Source organism: Nonomuraea gerenzanensis (assembly GCF_020215645.1).
Lineage (GTDB): Bacteria > Actinomycetota > Actinomycetes > Streptosporangiales > Streptosporangiaceae > Nonomuraea > Nonomuraea gerenzanensis.
The window spans coordinates 2,518,767-2,544,483 of sequence record NZ_CP084058.1; the positions used below are offsets into that span (position 1 = coordinate 2,518,767).

Annotated in this window: 29 protein-coding genes and 3 pseudogenes; 19 read left to right on the top strand and 13 right to left on the bottom strand. The window is 70.4% G+C overall.

Annotated elements, in window-relative coordinates; genetic code table 11:
- Positions 1-10 precede the first annotated feature (10 nt).
- Both dnaJ and LCN96_RS12080 read left to right on the top strand, forming a co-directional pair.
- Positions 11-1,150, top strand: coding sequence for a molecular chaperone DnaJ (gene dnaJ / locus LCN96_RS12075; RefSeq protein WP_185109080.1), 1,140 nt, complete (start codon positions 11-13; stop codon positions 1,148-1,150).
- Positions 1,147-1,872 (top strand): 16S rRNA (uracil(1498)-N(3))-methyltransferase, encoded by a 726-nt coding sequence (locus tag LCN96_RS12080; RefSeq protein WP_225272689.1) that lies wholly within the window; start codon positions 1,147-1,149, stop codon positions 1,870-1,872. Before dnaJ ends, LCN96_RS12080 begins: the two co-directional genes overlap by 4 nt.
- A 5-nt stretch (positions 1,873-1,877) precedes the next feature.
- Here the strand turns inward: LCN96_RS12080 and LCN96_RS12085 are convergent, their stop codons facing one another.
- A complete protein-coding gene (locus LCN96_RS12085) occupies positions 1,878-2,525 on the bottom strand; it encodes a hypothetical protein (RefSeq protein ID WP_225272690.1) in 648 nt (215 codons plus the stop codon).
- A complete protein-coding gene (locus tag LCN96_RS12090; RefSeq protein ID WP_185112522.1) occupies positions 2,522-3,034 on the bottom strand; it encodes a SigE family RNA polymerase sigma factor in 513 nt (170 codons plus the stop codon). The genes LCN96_RS12085 and LCN96_RS12090 overlap by 4 nt, the downstream gene beginning before the upstream one ends.
- 277 nt (positions 3,035-3,311) lie before the next feature.
- On the opposite strand from LCN96_RS12090, the gene LCN96_RS12095 reads away from it, so the two are divergent.
- The 11 genes and pseudogenes from LCN96_RS12095 to LCN96_RS12145 all read left to right on the top strand — a co-directional run bounded on the left by LCN96_RS12095 (position 3,312) and on the right by LCN96_RS12145 (position 12,262).
- On the top strand, positions 3,312-3,656 hold the full coding sequence (locus LCN96_RS12095; protein WP_225272691.1) for a histidine triad nucleotide-binding protein: 345 nt from the start codon (positions 3,312-3,314) through the stop codon (positions 3,654-3,656).
- 243 nt (positions 3,657-3,899) lie between these two features.
- Positions 3,900-4,529, top strand: a pseudogene (locus tag LCN96_RS12100) (PhoH family protein); the annotation flags it as partial.
- Between the two features lie 561 nt (positions 4,530-5,090).
- Positions 5,091-5,336 (top strand): annotated as a pseudogene (locus tag LCN96_RS12105) (LAGLIDADG family homing endonuclease); the annotation flags it as partial.
- Positions 5,337-5,600: 264 nt separating this feature from the next.
- Positions 5,601-5,942 (top strand): annotated as a pseudogene (locus LCN96_RS12110) (PhoH family protein); the annotation flags it as partial.
- Positions 5,939-6,415, top strand: coding sequence for an rRNA maturation RNase YbeY (ybeY, locus tag LCN96_RS12115; RefSeq protein ID WP_225272692.1), 477 nt, complete (start codon positions 5,939-5,941; stop codon positions 6,413-6,415). The pseudogene LCN96_RS12110 and the gene ybeY, both read left to right, overlap by 4 nt.
- Positions 6,412-7,707 (top strand): hemolysin family protein, encoded by a 1,296-nt coding sequence (locus LCN96_RS12120; RefSeq protein WP_225272693.1) that lies wholly within the window; start codon positions 6,412-6,414, stop codon positions 7,705-7,707. The genes ybeY and LCN96_RS12120 overlap by 4 nt, the downstream gene beginning before the upstream one ends.
- 327 nt (positions 7,708-8,034) lie before the next feature.
- Positions 8,035-8,667, top strand: coding sequence for a hypothetical protein (locus tag LCN96_RS12125; RefSeq protein WP_225272694.1), 633 nt, complete (start codon positions 8,035-8,037; stop codon positions 8,665-8,667).
- Positions 8,668-8,676: 9 nt separating this feature from the next.
- The gene (locus LCN96_RS12130; protein WP_225272695.1) at positions 8,677-8,988 is read left to right on the top strand and encodes a cytidine/deoxycytidylate deaminase family protein; all 312 of its coding nucleotides are present in this window, start codon (positions 8,677-8,679) and stop codon (positions 8,986-8,988) included.
- Between the two features lie 8 nt (positions 8,989-8,996).
- Positions 8,997-9,473: an NUDIX domain-containing protein gene (locus tag LCN96_RS12135; RefSeq protein ID WP_225272696.1), complete on the top strand. Its 477-nt coding sequence runs from the start codon at positions 8,997-8,999 to the stop codon at positions 9,471-9,473.
- Between the two features lie 17 nt (positions 9,474-9,490).
- The gene (gene era, locus LCN96_RS12140) at positions 9,491-10,399 is read left to right on the top strand and encodes a GTPase Era (protein WP_397351878.1); all 909 of its coding nucleotides are present in this window, start codon (positions 9,491-9,493) and stop codon (positions 10,397-10,399) included.
- A gap of 57 nt (positions 10,400-10,456) precedes the next feature.
- The gene (locus tag LCN96_RS12145) at positions 10,457-12,262 is read left to right on the top strand and encodes a protein kinase domain-containing protein (RefSeq protein ID WP_225272698.1); all 1,806 of its coding nucleotides are present in this window, start codon (positions 10,457-10,459) and stop codon (positions 12,260-12,262) included.
- A 6-nt stretch (positions 12,263-12,268) separates the two neighbouring features.
- Here LCN96_RS12145 and LCN96_RS12150 read toward each other — a convergent pair whose 3' ends face one another.
- The 7 genes from LCN96_RS12150 to LCN96_RS12180 all read right to left on the bottom strand — a co-directional run bounded on the left by LCN96_RS12150 (position 12,269) and on the right by LCN96_RS12180 (position 17,500).
- Positions 12,269-12,745, bottom strand: coding sequence for a hypothetical protein (locus LCN96_RS12150; RefSeq protein ID WP_225272699.1), 477 nt, complete (start codon positions 12,743-12,745; stop codon positions 12,269-12,271).
- Positions 12,746-12,878: 133 nt separating this feature from the next.
- A complete protein-coding gene (locus LCN96_RS12155; protein WP_225272700.1) occupies positions 12,879-13,634 on the bottom strand; it encodes an urease accessory protein UreD in 756 nt (251 codons plus the stop codon).
- Positions 13,634-14,308: an urease accessory protein UreG gene (gene ureG, locus LCN96_RS12160; RefSeq protein WP_225272701.1), complete on the bottom strand. Its 675-nt coding sequence runs from the start codon at positions 14,306-14,308 to the stop codon at positions 13,634-13,636. The genes LCN96_RS12155 and ureG overlap by 1 nt, the downstream gene beginning before the upstream one ends.
- 19 nt (positions 14,309-14,327) lie before the next feature.
- Positions 14,328-15,188, bottom strand: a complete 861-nt coding sequence (locus LCN96_RS12165) for an urease accessory protein UreF (RefSeq protein WP_225272702.1) — start codon at positions 15,186-15,188, stop codon at positions 14,328-14,330.
- A complete protein-coding gene (locus tag LCN96_RS12170) occupies positions 15,188-16,897 on the bottom strand; it encodes an urease subunit alpha (RefSeq protein ID WP_225272703.1) in 1,710 nt (569 codons plus the stop codon). The genes LCN96_RS12165 and LCN96_RS12170 overlap by 1 nt, the downstream gene beginning before the upstream one ends.
- On the bottom strand, positions 16,890-17,201 hold the full coding sequence (locus LCN96_RS12175; protein WP_225272704.1) for an urease subunit beta: 312 nt from the start codon (positions 17,199-17,201) through the stop codon (positions 16,890-16,892). Before LCN96_RS12175 ends, LCN96_RS12170 begins: the two co-directional genes overlap by 8 nt.
- Positions 17,198-17,500 carry an urease subunit gamma gene (locus tag LCN96_RS12180; protein WP_148439241.1) on the bottom strand — a complete coding sequence of 101 codons (303 nt, stop codon included), beginning with the start codon at positions 17,498-17,500 and terminating at the stop codon, positions 17,198-17,200. Before LCN96_RS12180 ends, LCN96_RS12175 begins: the two co-directional genes overlap by 4 nt.
- A gap of 218 nt (positions 17,501-17,718) precedes the next feature.
- Between LCN96_RS12180 and urtA the strand changes: the two genes are divergently transcribed.
- From urtA to urtE, 5 genes are read left to right on the top strand one after another with little or no spacing between them, the layout of a single operon-like run.
- Positions 17,719-18,897, top strand: a complete 1,179-nt coding sequence (gene urtA / locus LCN96_RS12185) for an urea ABC transporter substrate-binding protein (protein ID WP_311132450.1) — start codon at positions 17,719-17,721, stop codon at positions 18,895-18,897.
- Positions 18,897-19,745, top strand: coding sequence for an urea ABC transporter permease subunit UrtB (gene urtB / locus LCN96_RS12190; protein WP_225272706.1), 849 nt, complete (start codon positions 18,897-18,899; stop codon positions 19,743-19,745). The genes urtA and urtB overlap by 1 nt, the downstream gene beginning before the upstream one ends.
- Positions 19,742-20,764: an urea ABC transporter permease subunit UrtC gene (gene urtC, locus LCN96_RS12195; protein WP_225272707.1), complete on the top strand. Its 1,023-nt coding sequence runs from the start codon at positions 19,742-19,744 to the stop codon at positions 20,762-20,764. The genes urtB and urtC overlap by 4 nt, the downstream gene beginning before the upstream one ends.
- Complete coding sequence (gene urtD / locus LCN96_RS12200; protein ID WP_225272708.1) at positions 20,748-21,500, top strand: urea ABC transporter ATP-binding protein UrtD; 753 nt, start codon at positions 20,748-20,750, stop codon at positions 21,498-21,500. The genes urtC and urtD overlap by 17 nt, the downstream gene beginning before the upstream one ends.
- Positions 21,478-22,167, top strand: coding sequence for an urea ABC transporter ATP-binding subunit UrtE (gene urtE / locus LCN96_RS12205; RefSeq protein WP_225272709.1), 690 nt, complete (start codon positions 21,478-21,480; stop codon positions 22,165-22,167). Before urtD ends, urtE begins: the two co-directional genes overlap by 23 nt.
- On the opposite strand, the gene LCN96_RS12210 is transcribed toward urtE, so the two are convergent.
- From LCN96_RS12210 to LCN96_RS12220, 3 genes are all read right to left on the bottom strand, one after another.
- Positions 22,164-22,577: a hypothetical protein gene (locus LCN96_RS12210; protein WP_225272710.1), complete on the bottom strand. Its 414-nt coding sequence runs from the start codon at positions 22,575-22,577 to the stop codon at positions 22,164-22,166. The genes urtE and LCN96_RS12210 overlap by 4 nt on opposite strands.
- Positions 22,578-22,759: 182 nt before the next feature.
- Positions 22,760-23,008 (bottom strand): ATP-binding protein, encoded by a 249-nt coding sequence (locus LCN96_RS12215; RefSeq protein ID WP_225272711.1) that lies wholly within the window; start codon positions 23,006-23,008, stop codon positions 22,760-22,762.
- Between the two features lie 178 nt (positions 23,009-23,186).
- Complete coding sequence (locus LCN96_RS12220) at positions 23,187-23,912, bottom strand: Mut7-C ubiquitin/RNAse domain-containing protein (protein ID WP_225272712.1); 726 nt, start codon at positions 23,910-23,912, stop codon at positions 23,187-23,189.
- Positions 23,913-23,947: 35 nt separating this feature from the next.
- Between LCN96_RS12220 and LCN96_RS12225 the strand changes: the two genes are divergently transcribed.
- The gene (locus LCN96_RS12225) at positions 23,948-24,859 is read left to right on the top strand and encodes a TAXI family TRAP transporter solute-binding subunit (RefSeq protein WP_225272713.1); all 912 of its coding nucleotides are present in this window, start codon (positions 23,948-23,950) and stop codon (positions 24,857-24,859) included.
- A gap of 372 nt (positions 24,860-25,231) precedes the next feature.
- On the opposite strand, the gene LCN96_RS12230 is transcribed toward LCN96_RS12225, so the two are convergent.
- Entirely contained in the window at positions 25,232-25,711 is a 480-nt protein-coding gene (locus LCN96_RS12230) for a hypothetical protein (protein WP_225272714.1), read from the bottom strand.
- Positions 25,712-25,717: the final 6 nt, after the last annotated feature.

Here is a 25,717-nt window from a genome sequence, read left to right on the forward strand (position 1 = left end):
AGGTCGATAAGTGGCAAACAGCGACTACTACGCCACCCTCGGGGTGCGCCGTGACGCAAGTCAGGATGAGATCAAGAAGGCCTACCGCCGACTCGCCCGCGAGCTGCACCCCGACGTGAACCCCGATCCTGAGACCCAGGAGCGGTTCAAGGAGATCACGCAGGCCTACGAGGTGCTGTCCGACCCGAACAAGCGCCAGATGTACGACCTGGGTGGCGACCCCTTCGGCGGCGCGGGAGCAGCCGCCGGCGCGGGCGGTTTCGGCGCGGGCTTCCCGTTCAGCGACATCATGGACGCCTTCTTCGGCACCGCGACCGGCGCCAGAGGCCCCCGCTCCCGGGCCCGCAGGGGCCGCAACGCCACCATCCGGGTCGAGCTGGACCTGCGCGAGACCGCGTTCGGCACCACCCGCGAGCTGGTCGTCGACACGGCCGTGCTCTGCGAGGTGTGCCACGGCGCCGGCGCCGCACCGGGCACCCACCCCGACACCTGCGACATGTGCAACGGCCGCGGCGAGATCTCCCAGGTCACCCGCTCCTTCCTGGGGCAGGTCATGACCTCGCGGCCGTGCCCGCAGTGCGGCGGTTTCGGCACCATCATCCGCCACCCCTGCCAGGAGTGCTCCGGCGACGGCCGCGTGCGCACCCGCCGTACCATCAAGGTCCGCATCCCGGCGGGCGTCGAGGACGGCACCCACATCCAGCTCGCCGGCGAGGGCGAGGTCGGCCCCGGCGGCGGCCCGCCCGGAGACCTCTTCCTGGAGATCGTCGAGCGCAACCACGAGATCTTCGAACGGCGCGGCGACGACCTCCACTGCACCGTCCAGATCCCGATGACCGCCGCCGCGCTCGGCACCATCCTCACGGTCGAGACACTCGACGGCGCCGAAGAGGTGGACGTCCGCCCCGGCACGCAGTCCGGGCAGGTCATCACCATGTACGGCAGGGGCGTGCAGCGGCTCAACGAGTCCGGCAGGGGCGACCTGCTGATCCACGTCAACGTCGAGACCCCCACCCGCCTCGACACCGCGCAGGAGGACCTGCTGCGCGAGCTGGCCAAGCAGCGGGGCGAGGAGCGGCCGCCGGGCAAGTTCGCGCCGGGGCAGCAGGGCTTCTTCTCGCGGCTGCGCGACGCCTTCAACGGCCGGTGACGGTCCCGGTCTTCCTGGCTCAGGGCCTCGACGGCCCTGAGCTGACCCTCGACGGGCCCGAGGGGCGGCACGCGGCCTCCGTGCGCCGCCTGCGCCCCGGCGAGCGCGTCGACCTGACCGACGGCGCCGGCGCAGTGGCCGAGTGCGTCGTGCGCGAGACGCTGAAGGACGCGCTCCGCCTGGACGTGCTGCGCCGCTACGACGTCGAGGCCCCCCGGCCCCGGCTCGTCGTCGTCCAGGGGCTGCCCAAGGGCGACAGGGGCGAGCTGGCGGTCGAGATGATGACCGAGGCGGGCGTGGACGTCATCGTCCCCTGGGCCGCCGCGCGCAGCATCACGCAGTGGAAGGGCGACAAGGTCGCCAAGGCGCTCGGACGCTGGCGCTCCACCGCCCGCGAGGCGGGCAAGCAGGCCCGCCGCTTCCACCTGCCCGAGGTGACGGACCTGGCCTCCACCAAACAGGTCGAGCGGCTGCTGTCGGAGGCCGCGCTGGGGCTGGTGCTGCACGAGGAGGCGGCCGAGCCGCTGTCCGGCGTGGCCCTGCCCGCGGGCGGCGACATCGTCATGGTCGTGGGGCCGGAGGGCGGGGTCTCGGAGGAGGAGCTGGCCGGGTTCAGCGCCGCCAAGGCGACGCCGGTGCTGCTCGGGCCGACGGTCCTGCGGACGTCCACGGCGGGGGTCGCGGCGGCGGCGGTGCTGCTCAGCCGCACCGGACGCTGGTAGCGCCGTCAGGGCGTGGTCTGCGAGGTGTCCAGCAGCGGGCTGGCCAGCTCGGTGGGGGTCTCCGTCACCTCGTCGGGCGCCGGGCACTCCTCAGGAGGACAGGCCGAAGGCTGCCCCGTCGTCTCCTCCACGGTGGGCGTGGGGGAGGGCGCGGCCTCGGGGCAGTCGGCGGGCGGCTCGGCGTGCTCGGCGAGCGGCGAGGGGCAGGTGGTCGGCGTCGGGCTGGGCGAGGGCGAGGGCCTGCTGGTCGAACCGGCCTTGCGGGTGGGCTTGGGCGTCGGCGGCGCCGACGTCTCGGGCACCACGACGACCGGCTGGGACTGCTGAGGGGCCGGCTCCTCGGCCGGCGGCTGGTGCGAGCGCGTGGTGGAGGAGTTGGACGGGGTCTCGGTGGAGGTGACGCGCACGGGCGCGACGGTCTGCTCGATGATCTGGGAGCGCAGGTTGGGGATCGCCATCACGATCGCGCCGGCGACCAGGACGGCGCCGACGCCGGCGGCGCCCGCGCGCCACCAGAACAGGTTACGCGCGCCGCGCCGCTCGATGCGGGCGCGGATGATCTGCAGTCCTTCCGGCGAGGGCACGACCTCGTCCGCCTCCGCGCGGAGCGCACGGCGAAGCAGATCGCCGTACTCGTCGGGGGGCTGGGTCATGACATCTTCTCCAGGACCGATCGCAGGGCGGCCATGCCACGTGCGGTGTGGCTCTTGACCGCGCCCTTGCTGATGCCCATGGCGTGGGCGATCTCAGCTTCGGACAAGTCACCGTAGTAGCGTAGAACCAGGGCTTCTCTCTGTCGGGTCGGCAGGGCTCGTAACGCCTCGATCACGGCGGAGCGTTCCAGCTCGCCGATCGCGCCGTTCTCGGCGCTCGGGGCGTCAGGCAAGCCCTTGGGGGCGTACTTCTCGACGACCGCGCGGTGACGCAGCACGGACCGGGACCTGTTGACGACAGACTGACGTAGATAGGCAAGTGCTTTGTCGGGGTCACGCAGCCTACGCCAGGCACCATGGATGGCGACGAACGCATCCTGCACGACTTCCTCAGCTGTTGCAATGTCGCGCACCAGCAACACCGCGAGACGCACCAACGACCGAAAGTGCGCGCTGTACAGCGCGGTCACGGCCATGTCGGCATCCCACCCGACCGGCACCCCGCCCATCGACCTGTCGGCCAGAAGGGTTTCGGTGGTCACATCAGTGGGACGCGCGGCCTTCCCAGAGGGTTTACGCTCTTCCGGTTCTTGAGGTTTCCCCGGTTCGTTAGGGTGCATTACCCAGTCGTGTCCTCGCCAGGTGGCGCTCGCCCGACCCTGAATCGTCTTTTAAGCTGAAGTGTCGCACACTCACCCTAACCGTGTGGATCATCCGGTGCACGACACAGCTGATTACCGATTCGCAACGGACTTGCTAACAGCAGGGGGTCTGTAGGGTGATCGGGTGAGCGATTGTCTCTTCTGCAAAATCGTCGCCAATGAGATTCCCGCCGAGATCGTTTACGAAACCGGCCGGACCCTGGCGTTCCGCGACATCAAGCCGCAGGCGCCCACGCACGTGCTCGTCATCCCGAAGGAGCACCACGCCGACGCCGCGGCCCTCGCGCAGGCCGACGACGGCCTCGCCGACGAGGTGCTCAAGTCCGCCCACGAGGTCGCGGTCCTCGACGGCGTGTCCGAGGGCGGCTATCGCATCGTGTTCAACACCGGGGCGGGCGCCGGGCAGACCGTCTTCCACGTGCACGCCCACGTCCTCGGCGGGCGCGACCTGACCTGGCCGCCCGGCTAGCCGCACCGCTCACTCCGGACGACAGCCCCGGTCCTCCGCCGCGGACGACCGGGATGGCGGGACGCGGGTGATATTGGCGAGAGCAATCGGCCTGCTCCCGGATACGATGGGCGGAGAAGAACTCCGAAAGAGACCGGGAGGCATCAGGCCGCTGGCCTGCCCATGTCCGAACTACACGAATCCCGACGCACAGCACCTCCCTCGCGGACTCAAGCGAAGGTGCTGATACCGGACGAATACCCGATGGTCAGCCTCCTGGGCTCCCGCGACGAGTTGCTGCGTGTCATCGAGGGCGCCTTCAGGGCCGACATCCACGTGCGCGGCAACGAGATCACCGTCACCGGCAGCCCCGACGAGAGCGGCACCGTGGTGCGCCTCTTCGAGGAGCTCGTCGAGGTCCTGCGCAGCGGCGGCGAGCTCACCCCCGACGCGGTCGAGCGCAGCATCGCCATGCTCCGCATGACCTCCGACCGCCCGGCCGAGGTGCTCTCCCTCGACATCCTGTCCTCGCGAGGCCGCACCATCCGGCCCAAGACCGTCAACCAGAAGCGGTACGTCGACGCGATCGACAAGCACACGATCGTCTTCGGCATCGGCCCGGCGGGCACCGGCAAGACCTACCTCGCGATGGCCAAGGCCGTGCGCGCGCTGCAGGAGAAGCGGGTCAACCGCATCATCCTGACCCGCCCGGCGGTCGAGGCCGGCGAGCGGCTCGGCTTCCTGCCCGGCACGCTCTACGAGAAGATCGACCCCTACCTGCGGCCGCTCTACGACGCGCTGCACGACATGGTCGACCCCGACTCGATCCCGAAGCTCATGGCGGCGGGGACGATCGAGGTGGCGCCGCTCGCGTACATGCGGGGTAGGTCACTCCCAGTGGGAACAGGTGTTCTCACCCCTGATGGATGGCGCTCCATCGGGGAGCTGGAAGTCGGCGACCTCGTCATCGGGTCGAACGGCGAGCCGACCCCCGTGCTGGGGGTCTACCCGCAAGGCGAGCAGAAGATCTATCGGCTATACAGCCAGGATGGTGCTTCGGTGCTCGCCTCCGAGGACCACCTCTGGGCTGTTCGCACCCGCGATGACGCCAGCCGGGGTAAGCCCTGGCGGGTGCTGCAGACCAAAGACATGATCGGCGACCTGCGGACGGCTCACTACCGCAAGTGGGAGTTGCCGCTGCTCAGCGCGCCGGTCTGCTTCCCCGAACGTGACGTCCCCCTGGACGCCTACGCGCTCGGTCTGCTCCTGGGAGACGGTTGTGTCACCGGGACGACGACTCCGAGCTTCGCGACGAACGACGCGGAGCTTGCCGGGGCGCTCGAAGCTGCTCTTCCGGGCATGCAGGTGCGGTGGAAGAGCGGGCCCGACTACGTGCTCAACAGGGTGCGAGAGCCCGGCGACAGCATGACGATCGCCAATCCGGTCGCCGAGGTCATGCGTGAGCTGGGTCTGTCGGGCTGCGGGTCGTCCACGAAGTTCGTGCCCGAGCTCTACCAGCGCAACACGCCAGAGATCAGGCTCTCGGTTCTCCAGGGCTTGCTCGACGCCGACGGTGGCCCCGTCGCCCAGGAGGGCCGCACCTGCCGCGTCCAGTTCTCCACTGTCTCGCCCAGGCTCCGTGACGACGTCGTCTCCCTTGTGCAATCCCTTGGGGGAGTCGTCTACTGGCGCACCCGCCCGGCTGCCGGAAGGAAGCCCGGCCTGGCGAGGGGACGGCAGGTCCATCACCGTCACGACGCGTACGTCCTCGACATCCGGCTTCCCGAGGGCATCGAGCCCTTCCGGCTGTCGCGAAAGGCGGAGGTCTACCGTAAGCACGGCGGCGGTCGCCCCATGCGTTTCGTGGACCGCATCGAGCCCCGCGGCACGGCGGAGTGCGTGTGCATCCAGGTGGCCGCAGAGGACTCCCTCTACGTCACCGAGGACTTCCTCCTCACCCACAACACGCTGAACGACGCCTTCATCATCCTCGACGAGGCCCAGAACTCCTCGGCCGAGCAGATGAAGATGTTCCTCACCCGGCTCGGCTTCAACTCCAAGATCGTGGTGACCGGTGACGTCACGCAGGTGGACCTGCCGTCCGGCACGGTGAGCGGGCTGAGGGTGGTGCAGGAGATCCTCGACGGCATCCCCGACATCCACTTCTCCCGGCTGACCAGCTCCGACGTCGTACGCCACAAGCTGGTCAGTGAGATCGTGGACGCGTACGGCCGTTACGACGCCACCCAGCAGGCGTCGTCGCAGGAGCCGAAGGCCATTCAGCAGCGGGGGAAGCGGCGGCCATGAGCATCGAGATCAACAACGAGTCCGGCGTGGGGGTCGACGAGGAGAGCATCGTCGCCCTGGCCACGCACGTGCTCGGCGAGATGGGCATCAACCCGCTCGCCGAGCTGTCCATCGTCGTGGTCGACGAGGACGCCATGGCGGAGCTGCACGAGAAGTGGATGGGCGAGCCGGGGCCGACCGACGTGCTGGCGTTCCCGATGGACGAGCTGCGGCCCGGTGGCGGTGCGCGGGGCGAGTCCGACGGGCCCGCCGATCCGGCGCTGCTCGGTGACGTCGTGCTCTGTCCGCAGGTCGCGGCCAGGCAGGCGGAGGAGGCGGGGCACAGCACGGCCGAGGAGCTGGAGCTGCTGTGCACGCACGGCATCCTGCACCTGCTCGGTTACGACCACGCCGAGCCGGAGGAGCACAAGGAGATGTTCGGGTTGCAGGCCCGGCTCCTCGAGTCGTGGCAGGAGGTGCGCAACCCGCGGTGAACGCCTGGTTGCCACTGGCCATCGGCCTCGTCATCGTCGGTGGCCTCATCGCCAGTGCGGAAACGGCGCTGACGCGTATCTCCAGGGTGCGTGCCGAGGAGTACGCGCGTGAGGGCCGGCGCGGGTCCGCGCGATTGCAGGCGATCGTGATCGATCCGCCGCGCTATCTGAATCTGCTCCTGCTGCTGCGGTTGAGCTGCGAGCTGGTCGCCACGGTGATCGCGACGCTGCTGTTCATCGACCTGCTGCACGATCAGGGCTGGGCCTATGTGTGGGCCGCGGTGGTGATGATCCTGACGAGTTACGTGGTGGTCGGGGTCATGCCGCGGACGCTGGGGCGTCAGCACGCCGAGCCGGTGGCGCTGGCCAGCGCCCCCATCGTGTACGGCCTGACGCGCATCTTCGGCCCGTTGCCCAAGCTGCTCATCCTGCTGGGGAACGCGCTGACGCCCGGCAAGGGTTTCCGTGACGGCCCGTTCACCTCGGAGGCCGAGCTGCGTGACCTGGTGGACCTGGCCGAGGAGCGCCGGGTGATCGAGCCGGACGAGCGCGAGATGATCCACTCGGTCTTCGAGCTGGGTGACACGCTGGTGCGCGAGGTGATGGTGCCGCGTACCGACATGGTCTACATCGAGCGCGGCAAGACGATCAGTCAGGCGCTGTCGCTCGCGTTGCGCAGCGGGTTCTCACGCATCCCGGTGGTGGGGGAGAACGAGGACGACGTCATCGGCATCGCCTATCTCAAGGACATCGCTCGCAAGATTCACGAGTCGGGCGAGGGTGGGGGCAAGGAGACGGTCGAGACGATCATGCGGTCGGCCGCGTACGTGCCGGAGAGCAAGCCCATCGACCAGCTCATGCGGGAGATGCAGGCGCGGCAGATCCACATGGCCATCGTCATCGACGAGTACGGCGGCACCGCCGGCCTGGTCACGATCGAGGACGTCCTGGAGGAGATCGTCGGTGAGATCACCGACGAGTACGACCAGGAGGCGCCGCGGGTGGAGCCGGTGTCCGACGGCGGGTTGCGGGTGACCGCCCGTATGCCGGTGGACGAGCTGGGCGAGCTGTTCGACACCGAGATCGAGGTGGACGACGTCGAGACCGTGGGCGGGCTGCTGGCCCACGCGCTCGGGCGGGTGCCGATCGCCGGGTCGCACGCGGAGGTGGCGGGGCTGTCGCTGACGGCGGAGACGCTGGCGGGGCGGCGCAACCGCATCAGCACGGTGGTGGTGCGGCGGGTGACGCCTCCCGAGGACGAGGTCGTCCCGGCCGCCGCTGAACGCGACTGACCTCCCTCGCGGACGAATGTGGACGCAAGCCGCAAGCGTTCTACAAGTCTTCTGCAAGCCCCGTCCGGCACTCTTCAATCACGACATCCAGTGCGGTGGGTGTCACAAAGGGGGAGGCATCCGAAGGCCGGGTGGGGTTCGCGGCCGGAGGATGGCGTTCCTGGGGGGACGACAGCGTCTCGGCCTGCTAGCCGGTCGCGACGCTGATCGGCGTAAAGGGTGTTCTCGTCCGGAAAACCGGATGAGAACACCCTTTTTGCGTGTTGGTGGTCACTCCGGTGGATTGCCGCATTCGTCGGTTGGGGAGGCTGCGACCAAGGGGGGATCATGAAACGAAAACCATGGATCATCGCTTCCGTGCTGGTGACGGGCCTCCTGGCGGGATGCGGCGGAGGTGGGGCCGAGAGCTTCATCGACGCGCAGGCCATGGCGCAGTTGCGCGAAGTGCTCAGCAAGGAGCCACCCCTGCCCGACGGTTTCACGGTCAGGCCGGAGCAGGCGTGGCGGATGCCGTTCGGGCAGGCCGACAGGAACTGCAGGGCCGTGCTGGAGCCGGCCGGCGGGCGGGCGCCGGGGCAGGCGCTGACCGCGCAGGCCGCGGTGAGCTACCACGGCGACGGGCTCGGGGAGCAGGCCGGAGTGGGCCTGGCCAGGTACGCGGGCGAGGAGGCGGAGGGGCACCTCGACGCCCTGGCCGAGGCGATGGGGGCGTGCCGCTCCGTACGCACCTCCAGCGGCACCGACCTGCGGCTGCGGGAGCTGCCCGTGCGGGACGCCGGCGACGAGGCCGTGGGGGCGCGGCTGAGCGGGCGGCTGAACGGCTACCCCTACGCGATGGACGTCGTGCTGTCGCGCGTCGGGGACACGCTGGTGTCCGTGGTGCACACGGGCATGAACGAGGTGGACGCCGGCCGTACCAGGAAGGTGGTCGAGGCGGCGATCTCCATGGTCAGCACCTAACCTGGTTGGGTGAATCCAGAAGACAGCAAGATCATCACGCTGGCCCGCGCCGCCAGGGCGCGCAACGGCTCCGCCGAGGGGGCGGCCGTGCGCGACGAGACCGGCCGCACCTATTCCGCGACGGACGTGCGCCTGTCCGCGCTGACCCTGTCGGCGGTGCAGGTGGCCGTGGCCATGGCGATCTCCAGCGGCGCGCAGTCCCTGGAGGCCGTGGCGCTGGTGAGCGAGGGCGACCCGAGCCCAGCCGACGAGGCCGTGGCGGCCGAGCTGGGCGTGGGCAAGCTGCTCGTGGCCGGCCCCGACGGCACCCTGCGAGGCTGACCATGCCGATGTCGCCGTTCCTGGCGAACCTGCGGAAGAAGATCGGCGGCGACCTGCTCATGCTGCCGTCGGTGTCGGGGTTCGTGTTCGACGACGAGGGCCGGCTGCTGCTGGCCCGGCACGGCGACGTGGGGCTCTGGGCCGCTCCCGGCGGCGGCGTGGACCCGGACGAGCGGCCCGAGGACGCCGTGGTCAGGGAGCTGCACGAGGAGCTCGGCGTCGACATCGAGGTGCGCGGGCTGATCGGCGTGTACGGCGGGCCCGAGTTCCGCACCCGCTACCCCAACGGGCACGAGGTCGCCTACGTCATCGCCGCCTACGGCTGCGCGCTGGCCCCCGGCTCGGCCGCGCCCACGCCCGACGAGGTGGAGATCAACGACTTCCGGTGGGTGTCCGAGCAGGAGCTGCCCGGCCTGAGCACGACCGCCTGGACACCCGGGGTGGCGCCCCTGGCGTTCGCGTGGTGGCGTGAACACGCTCGATGATGGGACACAATGCACATGTGACTTCGCCAGACAACCATCGCGCCGGATTCGCCTGCTTCGTGGGGAGGCCGAACGTCGGCAAGTCCACGCTGATGAACGCCCTGGTCGGCACGAAGGTGGCGATCACCTCGTCCAAACCGCAGACGACCAGGCGCGTCATCAGGGGCATCGTGCACCGCCCCGACGCCCAGCTCATCATCGTCGACACCCCCGGCCTGCACCGCCCGCGCACGCTGCTGGGCGAGCGGCTCGACAGCCTGGTGCTGTCCACGCTGACCGAGGTCGACGCGATCGGCTTCTGCGTGCCCGCCAACGAGCCCATCGGCAAGGGTGACCGCTTCATCGCCGACAAGCTGTCGGCGGTGAAGAAGACGCCGGTCATCGCGATCGTGACCAAGTGCGACCTGGCGAGCAAGGAGCAGGTCGCCGAGCAGTTGCTGGCGGTGTCGCAGGTGGCGGAGTTCGCCGCGATCGTGCCGGTGTCGGCGCAGTCGGGCGACCAGCTCGACGTGGTGGCCGACGTGCTGATCGAGCACCTGCCCGAGTCGCCGCCGCTCTACGAGGGCGGGCAGCTCACCGACGAGCCGGAGCAGGTGCTGGTGGGGGAGCTGATCAGGGAGGCGGCGCTGGAGGGCGTACGCGACGAGCTGCCGCACTCCATCGCCGTGGTCGTCGATGAGATGCTGCCCCGCGAGGGGCGCGACGACCTGCTCGACATCTACGCGCACATGTTCGTGGAGCGGCCGTCGCAGAAGGCGATCGTCATCGGGCACAAGGGCGAGCGGCTGCGCGAGGTGGGCACCAAGGCGCGCAAGCAGATCGAGGCGCTGATGGGCACGCGAGTCTATCTCGACCTGCGCATCAGCGTGGCCAAGGACTGGCAGCGCGATCCGAAGCAGTTGCGGCGGCTCGGCTTCTACGACTGATCTTTTTTGAGATCATCGACTCCGACCGGCGAAGATCCCCCAGGCGGAAGCGGTGTCATGGCCAACCCCCTACGCGACGGCGACCCCATCCAGCTCGGCCCCTACCGGCTGCACGCCCGCCTCGGCGAGGGCGGCATGGGACAGGTGTTCCTGGGCCGCTCCCCAGGCGGGCGGCTGGTCGCGGTGAAGGTGGTGCGCCCGCAGCTCGCCGACGACACGCACTTCAGGCGCCGCTTCGCCGCCGAGGTGGCCGCCGCGCGCAAGGTCGGCGGGTTCTACACCGCGCAGGTCGTGGACGCCGACACGGAGGCCACCCCGCCGTGGCTGGCCAGCGCCTACATCCCCGGTCCCTCCCTGTACCAGGCCATCCACGACCACGGGCCGCTCCCGGTGGCGTCGGTCGCGGTGCTGGGGGCGGGGCTGGCCGAGGGGCTCGCCGCCGTGCACGCCTGCGAGGTCGTGCACCGCGACCTCAAGCCCGCCAACGTCATCCTCGCCGAGGACGGCCCCCGCCTGATCGACTTCGGCATCGCCCGCGCCCTGGACGCCACCAGCCACACCCAGACCTCGGCCGTGCTCGGCACCGCCGCGTACATGTCGCCGGAGCAGGCGGCGGGGCAGCAGGTGGGGCCGGCCTCGGACGTGTTCTCGCTCGGCTGCGTGCTGGCCTTCGCCGCCACCGGGCGCAGCCCCTTCGGCGAGGGGCCGGTGCACGCGGTCGTCTTCCGCGTCGTGCACGCCGAGCCCGACCTGAGCGGGGTGCCCGCCCCGCTCGCCGGTCTGGTGGCCGCTTGCCTGGCCAAGGATCCCGCTGCGCGGCCCGGGCTGGAGCAGGTGCTGGGGCATCTCACCGCGCTGGCCTCCCCCGGTGGCGGGCCCGGCCAGGGGCCGTGGCTGCCTGAGGCGCTCACGCACGTCATCGCTCAGCGCCGCACGTTGGCGCTGACCGCCCTCGACCAGTCGGCTCCTGGAACGGACGGCGCTTGGATCGGCGGCGGCCCGCACCCGGCGGCGGTGGGCATGGATGGCGGCGCTCCACGAGGGGCGGCGGCAGGCATGGATGGCGGCGCTCCGCGCACGACGGCGCCGGGCATGGTCGGTGGCGCTCCGCGCACGACGGCGCCGTCACCTCCCCGGGCGGCGCAGCCGTTGCTGGCCGACGAGCGCCGCCGCATGCGTGGCGCGGGCCCGCTGCACCCGACCGCCGGCTACCAGGTCGCCGTCTTCGTGATGCTCGCCCTGTTCGGGCTGATCTCCCTGAGCATCGTCGTTCACCAGCTCAACCTCTTCGAGGATGTGGGCAGGCTGGTGCCGGAGGATGACTTCTGGGACGCCGACGAGGACGCCGAGGAGCTCAGCCTCGTCATGCTGGTGGCCCAGATCGTCTCCGGCGTGGGGCTGGTGCTGTGCTGGCTGCTCTGGTTCCACCGGGTACGGGCCGTCGCCGAACAGCTCGCGCCCGGCCGGCTGCGCTACCGCCCCTCGATGGCCGTGTACGGCTGGTTCATCCCGATCGCCAACTTCTGGCTGCCCAAGCAGATCGCCGACGACGTCTGGCACGCCTCCAGCCCGCCCGGCCGCGCCGGCGCGATGGCCCCGGCCGGGCTGCTGCACACGTGGTGGGCGCTGTGGCTGCTCACCCTCTTGTCCTGGCCGCTGTTCTGGCTCGACTGGACGGACTTCCTCAGCACGAACAGCGATGAGATCGACGGGGAGGAGCATGTGGCGCTCGTGTTCGTGCCGGAGATCTGGCCTCTCGTGGCGGTGCACGTGCTGGCCGTGCCGGTGGTGATCGTCACCGCCTGGTACGTACGGCGGCTGAGCGCCATGCAGGCGGCCAAGATCGACCAGCTGAACCGCTGACCCCCGTCACGACCTGCGGAACAACACCAGGACCGACAGCAGCACGATCGCCAGCGCGCAGCCAAGCGCGGCGAACCAGCCGAACCTGAGCACCGGCTCGATCGACAGCAGGCCGCCGAAATCGAAGGAGATGCGGTCACGCAGGCTCCCGCTCCCGGCGATCACGAACCGCACCAGCACCACCACGGCCACGCCGCCCGGGACGACGGCCAGGGCCGCGAGCCTGGGACGGGACGACAGCAGGCCCGCCAGCCCGCAACCCAGCGCCACCAGCCCGGCCATCAGCGTGTAGACGCCTGAGGGGGCGTCGATGCCCCGGATGTCGCTGGCCACCCCGGCGGCGATGAGACTGCTCGTCGCCTGGACCGCGGCCCACGGCAGGACCGCGCAGTACACCAGGAGCGCGCCGGCGGCGGCGACGGCCAGGGGGTAGCCACGGCGGATTCTGCGGCGGGCGGGTGTGGGCATGAGGTCGTCGGCCACACGATCACTGTATGCCGGGAAGGTCCGGCTCACCACCGTACGCAACGGAGTCGTCACCAAGGTGCGGGCAAGGACTGGCGGTGCGGTGGCGCGTGTCCGGCTTCGGGCGGGCGTCGTGGGGCGCGGGTTCGCTTCAGGCGGATGCTGCTGTGCGTTCGCCCCACTCCAGGCGGGCACGGAGCTGGACGGCGTCGGCGGCGAGCGCGGACACCAGGGTGCCGGGGGCGGCCAGCGGGAGGACCGCGACGCCTTCCGCCACCGCCGCCTCCTTGGCCGCCGCCGTCAGGAACGTGGTGCCGACGCAGCGGGCCGAGCCGTACACCGCCGAGGAGCCGTCGAGGTCCGGGTCGCCCACCGTGAACTCCTGGCGGAGCAGCGGCAGGCCGTCCCGGGTGGCGTCGAAACGGGCGTGGCAACGTCCCGAAGCCTCGCCGTGGCGGCCGAAGACGATCTCCTCGCGCCACAGCGCGCTCGCGTCCGCCTCCAGCGCGAGCCGTACCAGGAGGCGGTGGTCGCAGCCGGCGGCCAGCACCGTCGGCTCCGGCGCGAACCGGAGCGTGGCGCCCGCGCCGACGCGGGCGGTGACGAGCAGCTCGGACGTGCCCTCGCCGGGCAACACCAGTGTGGCCGCCACCGAGCCCAGCTCCAGCGTGGTGCGTGGGGCGACGTCCAGGTCGAGCGCCAGATGGTCGCCGCCGAGCGGGCCCGCGGCGGTGGAGACGAGGTGGACGGTGTGCGGGCCCGTCTGGCGCAGCGTCAGCGGGGGTGCCGAGGCCAGCCTGCTGATGACGGTACGGCCGTCGGCGGCTCGCGCGGTCGCCACGGCGGCGCTCGCCCGCATCGCCCGGCGGCCACCCGTGGTGCGGCCCTTGACGGTTCGGGTGGTCATCAGGAGACGGGGGAGGCGTGGGTGTGGGACCAGGCGTGCACCTGCTCGGAGACCCAGGTGGCGACGGTGGCGGCGGTGGGGTCCTGGCGGATCGAGGTGAACAGGACGGGGCGCTCGCCGCGTACGGCTGCCGCGTCGCGGTCCATCACGCCCAGGTCGGCGCCCACCATCGGGGCCAGGTCGGTTTTGTTGATCACGAGGAGGTCCGCCGTGGTGACGCCGGGGCCGCCCTTGCGGGGCACCTTGTCGCCGCCCGACACGTCCAGCACGAAGATCTGCCGGTCGGCCAGACCTCGGCTGAACGTGGCCGTCAGGTTGTCGCCGCCGCTCTCCACGATCACCAGGTCGAGGGGGCCGAAGCGGTGTTCCAGGGTTTCCACGGCGTCGAGGTTCGCGGCGATGTCGTCGCGGATGGCGGTGTGGGGACAGCAGCCGGTCTCGACGGCCAGGATGCGGTCCTGGTCCAGGACGCCTGCGCGGCGCAGGAAGTCGGCGTCCTCGGTGGTGTAGATGTCGTTCGTCACCACGCCCAGGGACAACGACGGGCCGAGCGTGCGGCACAGGGCGGCCACCAGGGCCGTCTTGCCGCTGCCCACGGGGCCGCCGACGCCCAGGCGCAGCGCGCGGCCATGGCCGTCGGGGGCGTGGTGGTGGTCGGCGTGGTTGGCTCCCATGTTCGGGGTCCCTTCTGCGTCATGAGATGAACAGCCGGATCTGGGCTCGGGCGTGTTGTTCGGCCAGGAGGTCCAGGGCTGGTGCGGAGTGCGCGGGTAGCGCCTCCCAGGTGGGTGTGGCGATGGTGGGCAGGCAGGCTTGAGCGGCTACGGCCGTGAGGTCGGGGGTGAGGTCGGCGAGGAGGGCGTGCACGGACACCGGGTCCAGGCCCAGGAGCCTGACCGCTGCCGTGGCCGGGCCGGTGATCGCGTGGTACGCCGCCGCCAGTGCGGCTTCCTCGGGAGTGGCTCCGGCTGCGTGTGCTGTGGCGCCCAGGGCGATGGGGTGGTGAGGGCTGGGGGTGAGGCGGGCGAGGTCGTCCAGCACGGGGGATGGCCACACGCGGCGGGCGACCCGGAGGAGCAGGCGGCCCTGGGTGCGGGAGGCGTCGCGCTGGGCGGGGGAGGCGGTCCTGGCGTCCACCTCGGCGTCCAGCACCACCCACGGATGCGGTGCCGCTTGCGTGTCGGTCGGCTGGGCGCCGTCCACGTGCGCCGGGCCCGGCCGCACCACGTCTCGCCGACGCGGCGCGCCGAGGGCGGCTTCCGCGTGGCTCGCTTCCGCGTGGCTCGCTTCCGCGTGGGTCGCTTCCGCGTGGGTCGCGTGCGTGCGGGCCGCGTCCGCAAGCACCGCGCCCCATCGGCCCGCCTCCCTACAGGCCGCCGCCGTGAGGGCCGCGGACAGGGCGCCGGCCGTGTGGAGGCGGCCGCGCAGGAAGGACCGCAGGGACGGCACGTCGTGCACCGCCCCCGACGCGACCGCGCGTTCGGTGCCGCCCGAGTGGGCGTGACCCCCGGCGGGGAGGCGGGAGTCGGTGAGCAGGAGCAGGGACGGGTGCATCAGAACAGGAAGTACCGCTGGGCGAGGGGCAGGACGGTGGCCGGGGCGGGCTCGACGAGGGCGCCGTCGATGCGGACCTCGAAGGTGTCGGGTGCCACCTCGATGCGTGGCAACGCGTCGTTCAGGGGCATGGACGACTTGCCCCGCCGCCGTACGTCGGCCACGGGCGCGAGCCGCCGCCGTACGGACAGCCGGTCGGCGAGCCCCGACTCCAGGGAGAGGGGCGCGACGAAGTGGAGGGACGTGGCGGCGGCCGTGACCGGTGAGGCGCCGAACATGGGGCGGGGCAGCACCGGCTGCGGGGTCGGGATGGAGGCGTTGGCGTCGCCCATCTGGGCCCAGGCGACCACGCCGCCCTTGAGCACCAGGTCGGGCTTGACGCCGAAGAAGGCCGGGTCCCACAGGACGAGGTCGGCGAGCTTGCCGGGCTCGATGGAGCCGACCTCGGCGTCCAGGCCGTGGGCGATGGCGGGACATATCGTGTATTTGGCGACGTAGCGGCGGGCGCGGAGGTTGTCGGCGGGGCCGGGGCCCAGCTGACCGCGCCGCGCCTTCATGACGTGGGCCGTCTGCCACGTCCGGATGATCGTCTCGCCGATCCGCCCCATGGCCTGCGAGTCCGAGCCGATCATCGAGATCGCGCCCATGTCGTGCAGGACGTCCTCGGCCGCCATGGTCGTCGGCCTGATGCGGGACTCGGCGAAGGCCAGGTCCTCGGGGATCGACGGGTTCAGGTGGTGGCAGACCATCAGCATGTCGAGGTGCTCGTCGAGCGTGTTGACGGTGTGCGGCCTGGTGGGGTTGGTGGAGGAGGGCAGGACGTTGGGGTAGGCGGCCACGCGGATGATGTCGGGCGCGTGCCCGCCGCCCGCCCCCTCCGTGTGGTACGCGTGGATCATCCGGTCGCCGATGGCCTTGAGCGTCGACTCGACGAAGCCGGCCTCGTTCAGCGTGTCGGTGTGGATCGTGACCTGCACGCCGGAGGCGTCGGCCACGCTGAGGCAGGCGTCGATGGCGGCCGGGGTGGTGCCCCAGTCCTCGTGCAGCTTGAAGCCGGAGGCGCCGGCCCGCAGCTGCTCCAGCAGGCCCTCGGTGCTGACCGTGTTGCCCTTGCCGAGCAGGGCGAAGTTCAGCGGGTACGCGTCGAGCGACTCCAGCATCCGGCCCAGGTACCAGGCGCCGGTGACGGTGGTGGCCTTGGTGCCCTCGACGGGCCCGGTGCCGCCCCCGACCACCGTGGTGACACCGGACCCGATGGCCTCGTCGAGGAGTTGCGGGCAGATCAGATGCACGTGCGAGTCGACGGCCCCGGCGGTGAGGATCTTGCCGTTGCCGGCGAGGATCTCGGTGGACGGGCCGATGACGATGTCCACGCCGTCCATCGTGTCGGGGTTGCCCGCCTTGCCGATGGCGACGATGCGGCCGTCGCGGACGCTCACGTCGGCCTTGACCACGCCCCAGTGGTCGAGGATCACCGCGCCGGTGATGATGAGGTCGGCGGCCCCTTCGGCCCGGGTGGTCCTGGCCTGGCCCATGGACTCGCGGATGACCTTGCCCCCGCCGAAGACGGCCTCGTCGCCGGCCCCGGCCGGGCCCATCGACCGGTCCTCGGTGACCTCGATGAACAGGTCGGTGTCGGCCAGGCGGATGCGGTCGCCGGTCGTGGGCCCGTACAGTGCGGCATATCGCGCGCGCGAGATGTCAGCCATCGAGCGGCCCCGCCCACTCCGGCCGCAGGCCGGGCACCACGCGCAGGCCGGTCAGCGGCACCAGCGTCACGTCCCGCTCGACGCCCGGCTCGAACCTGACGGCCGTGCCGGCGGGCACGTCCAGCCGCCGCCCCCAGGCCGCCTTCCTGTCGAACTCCAGCCCCGGGTTCGCGGCGGCGAAGTGGTAGTGCGAGCCGACCTGCACCGGCCGGTCGGCCGTGTTCACCACGCGCACGGTGACCCGCTCGCGCCCCGGGTTGAGCGCGATCGTGCCCTCGGGGTGGGTGTACTCGCCGGGGATCACGGGATCGGCCTGTGGACGGTGACCAGCTTCGTGCCGTCGGGGAAGGTGGCCTCGATCTGCACGCTCTCCAGCATCTCCGGCACGCCCTCCATGACGTCGGTCCGGCCGAGCACCGACCGTCCCGCCTCCATCAGGTCGGCCACGCTGCGCCCGTCCCTGGCGCCCTCCATGAGGAACGAGGCGATGATGGCGGTAGCCTCTGGGTGGTTGAGTCGCAGGCCTCTGGCCTGCCGCTCGCGCGCCACACCGGCGGCGACGTGGATGAGCAGCCGCTCCTGCTCGTGTGAGGTAAGCCGCATGGCCGGACCTTAGGAACCGGCCGTTTCCGAGCTGTTGCAAGCGGATGTCGTGTTGGTTTCGCGCCGCGCGGATGAACTTCCCGTGTCTCTGTGAACGTTCGGCAATCGCCAATTAACAGACGGGATCTTCAAGTGAAATGTCGCGGAGTCACCTTTCTCGCAGAACCGGTCAGCAGGAAGGAACTCCTGTGCGCGTCTCCCGCCCGCTTGTATCCGCGATGCTCGTCCTGGCCCTAGCGGCCTGCGGATCCGACTCCCAAACCGCCGCCTCCTCCAACGAGATCAAGGTCGGCCTCCTGCACTCCCTCAGCGGCACGATGGCCATCAGCGAGGTCACCGTGCGCGACGCGGAGCTGCTCGCCATCGAAGAGATCAACCAGGCCGGGGGTGTGCTGGGCAAGAAGCTCGTGCCGGTGGTGGAGGACGGGGCCTCCGACTGGCCCACGTTCGCCGAGAAGGCCACGAAGCTGATCAGGCAGGACAAGGTCGCCACCGTCTTCGGCGGCTGGACCTCGGCCAGCAGGAAGGCGATGCTGCCGGTCTTCGAACGGTACAAGGCGCTGCTGTGGTATCCGGTGCAGTACGAGGGGCTGGAGAGCTCGCCGTACATCTTCTACACCGGCGCCACCACCAACCAGCAGATCATCCCCGGGCTCGACTACCTGAAGGAGCAGGGCAAGAAGAAGCTGTTCCTGGTGGGCAGCGACTACGTCTTCCCGCGTACCGCGAACAAGATCATCAAGGCGTACGCGGCGGCGAACGGGATGGAGATCCTCGGCGAGGAGTACACGCCTTTGGGTCACACCGAATATTCGACGCTGGTCAACAAGGTCGTCCAGGCCAAGCCCGACGCGGTCTTCAACACCCTGAACGGCGACTCCAACGTGGCCTTCTTCAAGCAGCTCAAGAGCGCCGGAGCCACGGCCGAGGCGATGCCCGTGCTGTCGGTGAGCGTCGCCGAGGAGGAGGTCACCGGCATCGGCGTGGACAACATCGCCGGTCACCCCGTCGCCTGGAACTACTACCAGACCACCGAGACGCCGGCCAACGAGGCGTTCGTGAAGGCGTACAAGGCCAAGTACGGCGCCAACAAGGTCACCTCCGACCCCATGGAGGCCGGCTACAACGCCGTCTACCTGTGGGCCGAGGCGGTCAAGAAGGCGGGCACCACCGAGGTCGAGGCGGTCAAGAAGGCCGCGCCGGGCATCGCGCTCGAACGTCCCGAGGGCCTGGTCACCATCGACGGCGAGAACCAGCACATGTACAAGACCGCCCGGATCGGCATCATCCAGCCGGACGGCCTGATCAAGCAGGTGTGGGACTCGGGCGAGCCGATCAAGCCGGACCCGTACCTCAAGGGGTACCCGTGGGCGGCCGGCCTGGCGGCGGGGCAGTGATGTCGGCCTTCGTCAACCAGCTGCCCATCGGGCTGTCGATCGGGGCGGTGCTGCTGCTGATCGCGCTCGGGCTGACGTTCACGTTCGGCCAGATGGGCGTGATCAACATGGCGCACGGCGAGTTCATCATGGCCGGGGCGTACACGGCGTTCCTGCTGCAGGATCTGGTGCTGGCGCTGCCGGTGGCCTTTCTGGTCGCCGGGGTGATGGGGCTGATCCTGGAGCGGGGGGCGATCCGGCACTTCTACGGCCGGCCGCTGGACACGCTGCTGCTCACCTGGGGTGTCAGCCTGGTGCTGCAGCAGCTCGCCCGCGACCTGTTCGGGGCGCCGAACGTGCAGGTGAGCGCGCCGTCCTGGCTGGCGGGCGGGATCGGCATCCTGCCGTACAACCGGCTGTTCATCATGGGGCTCGCGGTGGCGGGCGTGGTCGCGATCTGGGTGTACCTGACCCGGACGGGGCTGGGGCGCAGGACGCAGGCCGTCGTGCAGAACCGGCAGCTCGCCGCCACCAGCGGGATCGACACCGGGCGGGTGGACATGCTGACGTTCTTCATCGGCTCCGGGCTGGCCGGCATCGCCGGGGTGGCGCTGACGCTCATCGGGCCCGTGGGGCCGGCGCTCGGGACGTACTACATCGTGGACGCGTTCCTCGTGGTCGTGGCCGGTGGGCTCGGGCAGCTGCGCGGGGCGGTGCTCGCGGCCATCGGGCTGGGGCTGCTGAACTCCTACGCCGAGTTCTGGTCGGACGCCTCGCTGGCCAAGGTGATCGTCTTCGCCGTGATCATCGCGTTCCTTCAGGTGCGCCCGCAGGGCATGTTCGTGCTGAGGTCGAGGGTGCTGACGTGATCAAACGGAATCTGCCCTTCGCGACCGTGGCGGTGATCGCGCTCGTCGCGGCGCCGCTGCTGCTGGAGCCGTTCCGGCTGAGCCTGCTCGCCAAGTACCTGTGCTACGCGATCGTCGCGCTCGGCATCGGGCTGGCCTGGGGGCAGGGCGGCATGCTCACCCTCGGCCAGGGTGTCTTCTTCGGGCTCGGCGGCTACTCCATGGCCATGTACCTCAAGCTGCAGGAGGCCGGGCCCGGCGGGCTGCCCGACTTCATGGTGTGGAGCGGGGTGGAGAGCCTGCCGGCGCTGTGGACGCCGTTCGCCAACCCGGTCTTCGCCGTCGCCATGGCCGTGCTCGGGCCCGTGCTGCTCGCGGTGATCCTCGGCACGCTGGTGTTCCGGCAGCGGGTGCGCGGCGCGTACTTCGCGATCCTCACCCAGGCGCTGGCCGCCGCCATGGTCATCCTGCTGGTCGGGCAGCAGGGGCTGACCGGCGGCACCAACGGCATGACGAACTTCTTCGAGCTGTTCGGCCAGGACCTCGCCGACGACTCCACGCAACGCGGGCTCTACATCGTCGTCGCGTCCGTGCTCGGCATCCTCTACCTGGCCACCCGGCAGCTCGTCAACAGCCGGTACGGCCGCCTGCTCGTCGCCGTCCGCGACGGCGAGGACCGGGTGCGCTTCCTCGGCTACGACCCGGCCCTGGTCAAGACCGTCGCCTTCGCCGCCTCGGCGGGCATGGCGGGGCTCGCGGGCGCGCTGTTCGTGCCGGTCGTCGGCATCATCTCGCCCGCGCTGCTCGGCGTCGTGCCGTCGCTGGAGCTGGTCGTCGCCGTGGCCGTCGGCGGACGGCACGCGCTGGCGGGCGCCGTGCTCGGTGCGGTCGTCATGGGGTACGCCAAGACGGCGTTCAGCGAGCAGTTCGCCGACGGCTGGCTCTACCTGCAAGGGGCCCTGTTCATCCTGGTCATGACGCTGGCCCCGAAGGGGATCGTCGGGATCGTGGGGAGGTTGCGCCGTGCTCGAACTGCGTGACGTACAGGTGGTGTTCGACGGGTTCCGCGCGCTCGACGGCGTGGACCTGACCGTGCCCGAGGGCGAGCTGCGCTTCCTCATCGGGCCCAACGGCGCGGGCAAGACCACGCTCATCGACGTCATCACCGGCCTGACCCGTCCGGCGGCGGGCACCGTCCGCTTCGGCGGCCTGGATCTCGTCGGCAGGAAGGAGCACCAGATCGTGCGGCTGGGCGTGGGGCGCACGTTCCAGACGTCGGTGGTGTTCGAGGAGCTCACTGTCGTCGAGAACCTCGACCTGGCCGCCAGCTTCCGGGCGCCGCTGTGGTCGCTGGCCCGGCGGCGGCGCGGTGTCTCGGAGGCCGTCGCGGAGGCGCTGGAGAGGACAGGGCTCGAAGAGCTCGCCGAGCGTTCAGCGGGCGTTCTCTCGCACGGTCAGCGCCAGTGGCTGGAGATCGGCATGCTGCTGGCGCAGCGGCCTCGGCTGCTGCTCCTGGACGAGCCGGTGGCGGGCATGTCCAAGGACGAACGCGAGCGTACGGGCGAGCTGCTCACCCAGATCGCCGACGACCACACGGTGATCGTGGTCGAGCACGACATGGAGTTCCTGCGGCGGCACGCCTCGACCGTCACCGTGCTGCACGAGGGCAAGGTCCTCGTGGAGGGCTCGGTCGAGCAGGTCAGCGCCGACCCGCGGGTGCAAGAGGTCTACCTGGGGAGGAGGAAGGCCGAGGATGCTGTCGGTAACCGGCCTTGAGTCAGGGTACGGGCGGGCGCGGGTGCTGTTCGGGGTCTCGGTGGAGGTCGGGGCCGGGCAGCTCGTGTGCGTCATGGGACGCAACGGGGTCGGCAAGACCACGCTGCTCAACACCGTCATGGGGGTGCTGCCGGCGACGGCGGGCAGCGTCGTGTTCGACGGCCGGGACGTCACCCGGCTGAAGCCGCACGAGCGGGTGCGGCTCGGGATGGGGTACGTGCCGCAGGGGCACCAGTGCTTCCCGCAGCTCTCGGTGCTCGGGAACCTGCTGGTGACCGTGGAGGCGGCCAAGCAGCCCCGGTCCGCCATCGACGAGGCCCTTGATCTTTTTCCGGCGCTGGGGGCGCTGCTCAAGCGGAGCGCGGGGCATCTGTCGGGTGGGCAGCAGCAGCAGCTCGCGATGGCGCGGGCGCTGGTGACGCGGCCTCGGATGCTCATCCTGGACGAGCCTACCGAGGGGATTCAGCCGTCGATCATTCTGGAGATCGAGGCGGCCATCGAGCGGCTGCATGCGGCTGGGATGGCTGTGTTGCTGGTGGAGCAGTATCTGGACATCGCGCTGCGGCTGGCGGACACGTTCGTGATTCTGGACGGGGGGCACGTGGTGCGGACCGGTGCGGCTGAGGACCTTCAGCAGGAGGAGGTGCGGCGGCTGCTGGCCGTTTAGAGCTCGCGGTCCTGGGCCAGGTCCTCCCAGCGGAGATCGCGGAGGGCGCTGTCGGCGGCGGGGACGGTCGGGGTGTCCTGGAACCACACGACGGTGAGGGCGGAGCGGTACAGCACCGGGTCGTGGTCGGGGGCTACCGGTGTTGAGCGGAAGGCGCCGATGCACGCCACGGCGGGCAGCACCTCGACCGGGCCGAACGCGCCCGCGCGCTGGCCGGGGTGCTGGAGGGTGGGCGGGATGAGATGGACCGGGGTGGGGCCCTCGGCGGTTCGCAGGAGAGCCGCGATCTGCATGTCGTTGACGGGTTTGCACGGGTAGCCCTCCAGCAGGCCGCTGTAGGTGGAGGACAGCCGTAGTTCGGAGAGTTCGATCGTGCGGCCGGACGACAGGATTATGCGGGTCAGGGACATGCCGACACCCTACGGACGTACACAGCCTCGGAGCGGGCCGAACTTCTTGGAGATCAGCCCGAGAGGGTCCCTGGCCTGGCCGTTCAGTAGCTCGATGATGGGCTGCCGGGAATTCGGGTGCGTTTCTCCGGCGTCCATCCCCACGTTGTTCTCCCGATCCAGCCAGACGGGAATGGCGGCTTTCATGCGAGCAGCCGGAACCACACGGCCTTTCCGGTGGTGGTCGGTCTCCAGCCCCAGGCGTGGGAGAGGCTCTGCACAATGGCGAGACCTCTTCCGGCGGTGGCCGATGGGTCGGGCGGTGCGATTTTCGGAATGGTGTCACTTGTGTCGTGCACTTCCACGGTGAGGAAGGGGTTCTCCCTGGTCGCGGTGATGCGGATGGGGTTGGTCCCGTCGTCACCTCCGGGATCCTGTTGCTTGTCTTGCATTTCCGGTTTGTCCTCCTAGCAAGAGGGAATGGCGCCGCGCGACCATCGGGCGGCGCAGCCAAAATATCGGAAATGCCGGGCGTGCGGGCGTGCGCGCGAATATTTAGCCGCATATCCGAATTGTGAGGATGGGATTCCGCTAGAACGCGATTTTATTTCTCAAGAGATCCGGCGGATGTTAGCGAAAAATGGCGCTGTTGGCCCATTCTCGCGCCGACTGTACGATTTCCTCAAGATGTCCGCTGTGCGCGCCATGCCAGTACACCTGGCCACATGACGCACAACGGCCGTAGGCGTCGTAGCTCCGCCGAGTGCCCGCCTCCAGCAGCGCCTCCACCTCGTCCTTGCCGACCGGCACCAGCACCCCGTTGCAGGCGGTGCACCGCGTCCACGGCCGCAACGGCGGGGCGAAACGTTCGAGCAGGTCGCGGAGCTGGTCGGCCGGGGCCGAGCCGCGCACGTACGCCCCGAGCCACAGCGCACGCCGCCGCAACAGCCCGCGATCCTGGGTGAGCAGCACCCGCCGCTCCGCGTTGGCCTGCACCACCAGCGCCGGGTCGTCCATGTCGTTGTGGTAGGCGGTGTCGATGCCGAGCAGGCGCAGCCGCCGGGCCAGCGTGCCGAGGTGCACGTCCAGGAGGAAGCGGGGCTCCTCGGGGAGCTGCTGCGGGCGGGGGATCGGTTGGACGTCCACCACGTCGCCCGGCACCAGGAGGTGCGAAGGCGGCACGCCCCGGCCGTCGAGCAGCATGGGGCCCACCTCCGTCAGCGGGACGCCGACGGATTCGACGTGGTGGCCGAGCGTCGAGGTGTGGTCGGGGGTCACCTCCTGCCACTCGTGGCGGCGGCTCGCGGGCAGGAACATCCTCAGCTCTGGGGAGATGCGCAGGCGTGCGGTCGTCACATCGTCCATTCTGTTCCACCGGCTAACGTGAATTCATGTCGATATCCCGTCGTACCTTGCTGGGGCTCGCTGTGCTCGCGGCGGCGGTCGGGTGCTCGGGGTCTGAGGACGAGGCGTTCGAGCTGCGGCTGGCGACAGGGTTGTACGGCGGGCCGTACCGGCCGCTCGGGGATCGGCTCGCGCAGGAGCTGCGCAGTGGCGGGATGCGGGTGAAGGCGATGGCGACCGCCGCGAGCGTCGAGAACCTCACGATGATGACCGACGGGCGGGCCGACGCGGGGTTCGCACTGGCCGACAGCGCCGACGACGCGGTGCGCGTGCGGCACCAGCCCGTCGCCGCGCTGGCCAGGATGTACATGAACTACGCACATCTGGTCGTGTCGCGGGATTCGGCGATCAGTACGGTGCAGCAGCTCGCGGGCAAGGTCGTGTCCATCGGCGTGGAAGGGTCGGGGACTGCGGTGACCGCCGTGCGGGTGCTGGCCGCGGCCGGGCTGGCCGATCCGCCGGAGATGGTCAAGCTTGATCTGGACGCCTCCATCGAGGCGCTGGTCGGTGGGCGGGTCGAGGCGTTCTTCTGGTCGGGTGGGGTGCCGACGCCCGCGCTGACCACGCGCGACGATGTGCGGCTGGTGTCGTTGGAGTCGCTGGTGCCGGTGTTGCGGCGGGAGTTCGGGCCTGTGTACGAGGAGGCGTCCGTGCCCGCGGGGACCTATGGGGGCACCAGGTCGATCCGGACCGTGGGGACGCCGAGTTATCTGATGTGCCGTAGCTCGCTGTCCGATGATCTGGCGTTCACGATCACCGAGACGTTGTTCAGCGCTCGCGACCGCCTCCAGGCCCCTTCTGCGCCCGGCGGGCGGCTGGACGAGAGGTACGCGATTGGCACCGGTGTGGTGCCGTTGCATCCCGGTGCCGCCCGCTACTACCGGTCCGTGTACGGCTGACCGGCGCAAATCGGAGATCGATCAGTCGGTGGCCTTGGGGTGTCCTGTGCCTGCGTAGGTGACCCAGGCGGTGCGGTTGGCGTCGTCAATGAGGTACCAGATGCGGCCGCCGCCGGTGACCTCGTACTGCCAGCGGTCCAGCGTCTGCCCTTTCCAAGGCGTGGAGCCGAGCTTGCCCTTGAGACGGTGATGCCGCGCGGGGTCATCGGTGGCGCGCGGCGCCGAACGGATCTTGTCGAAGGCGCGGCGGAGATTGCCTGTTGCGTGCTGGGAGAGGTGGTCCCAGCCGTTGGCCGCCTCGGTGCTGGCGAATCGGATGTCGAACTCGTCGCCGACCGGGGGGCGGGGCCGCTCGGTCGCCGCGCTTTGGGCTCATTCGGCCGTCTCGCCTTCGGGCACGGGGACAGGGCCGAGGTCACCCTCGGGCTCGCGGGTGAGCATGGCGTGCAGGGCGGGATCGGCGTAGATCTCGGCACTGTGCCGCCACTGGGTCAGGAGCAGTGCGATGGGAGCCAAGTTCTCCAGCGCGGCAGCTCCGCGAGCCGTGTCCACCAACTCGCCGAGCATCGCTTCGACGTCGTCCTCGGGAAGGAAGATTGACCAGGGCAAAGCATCGGGCAGGGCCTGGCGCAATGCGGCGATGTTCTCAGTGCGGACCAGTCCGGCGAGCAGGCGGGCGGTGAAGTCGACCACGGTGGAGTCCTGCTCCAACTGCTCGGCGCGGATGAGCGCCAGGTCGCCCGCGTCCCGTCGGCGCAGGCGCAGGGCGCGGACCGAGTCAAGACGCCGGGCGGTGGCCGCTGGGTGGTGGAGCAGCTCACTGAAAGGCACGTCCTCATAGGGCATCGTCATGACTTC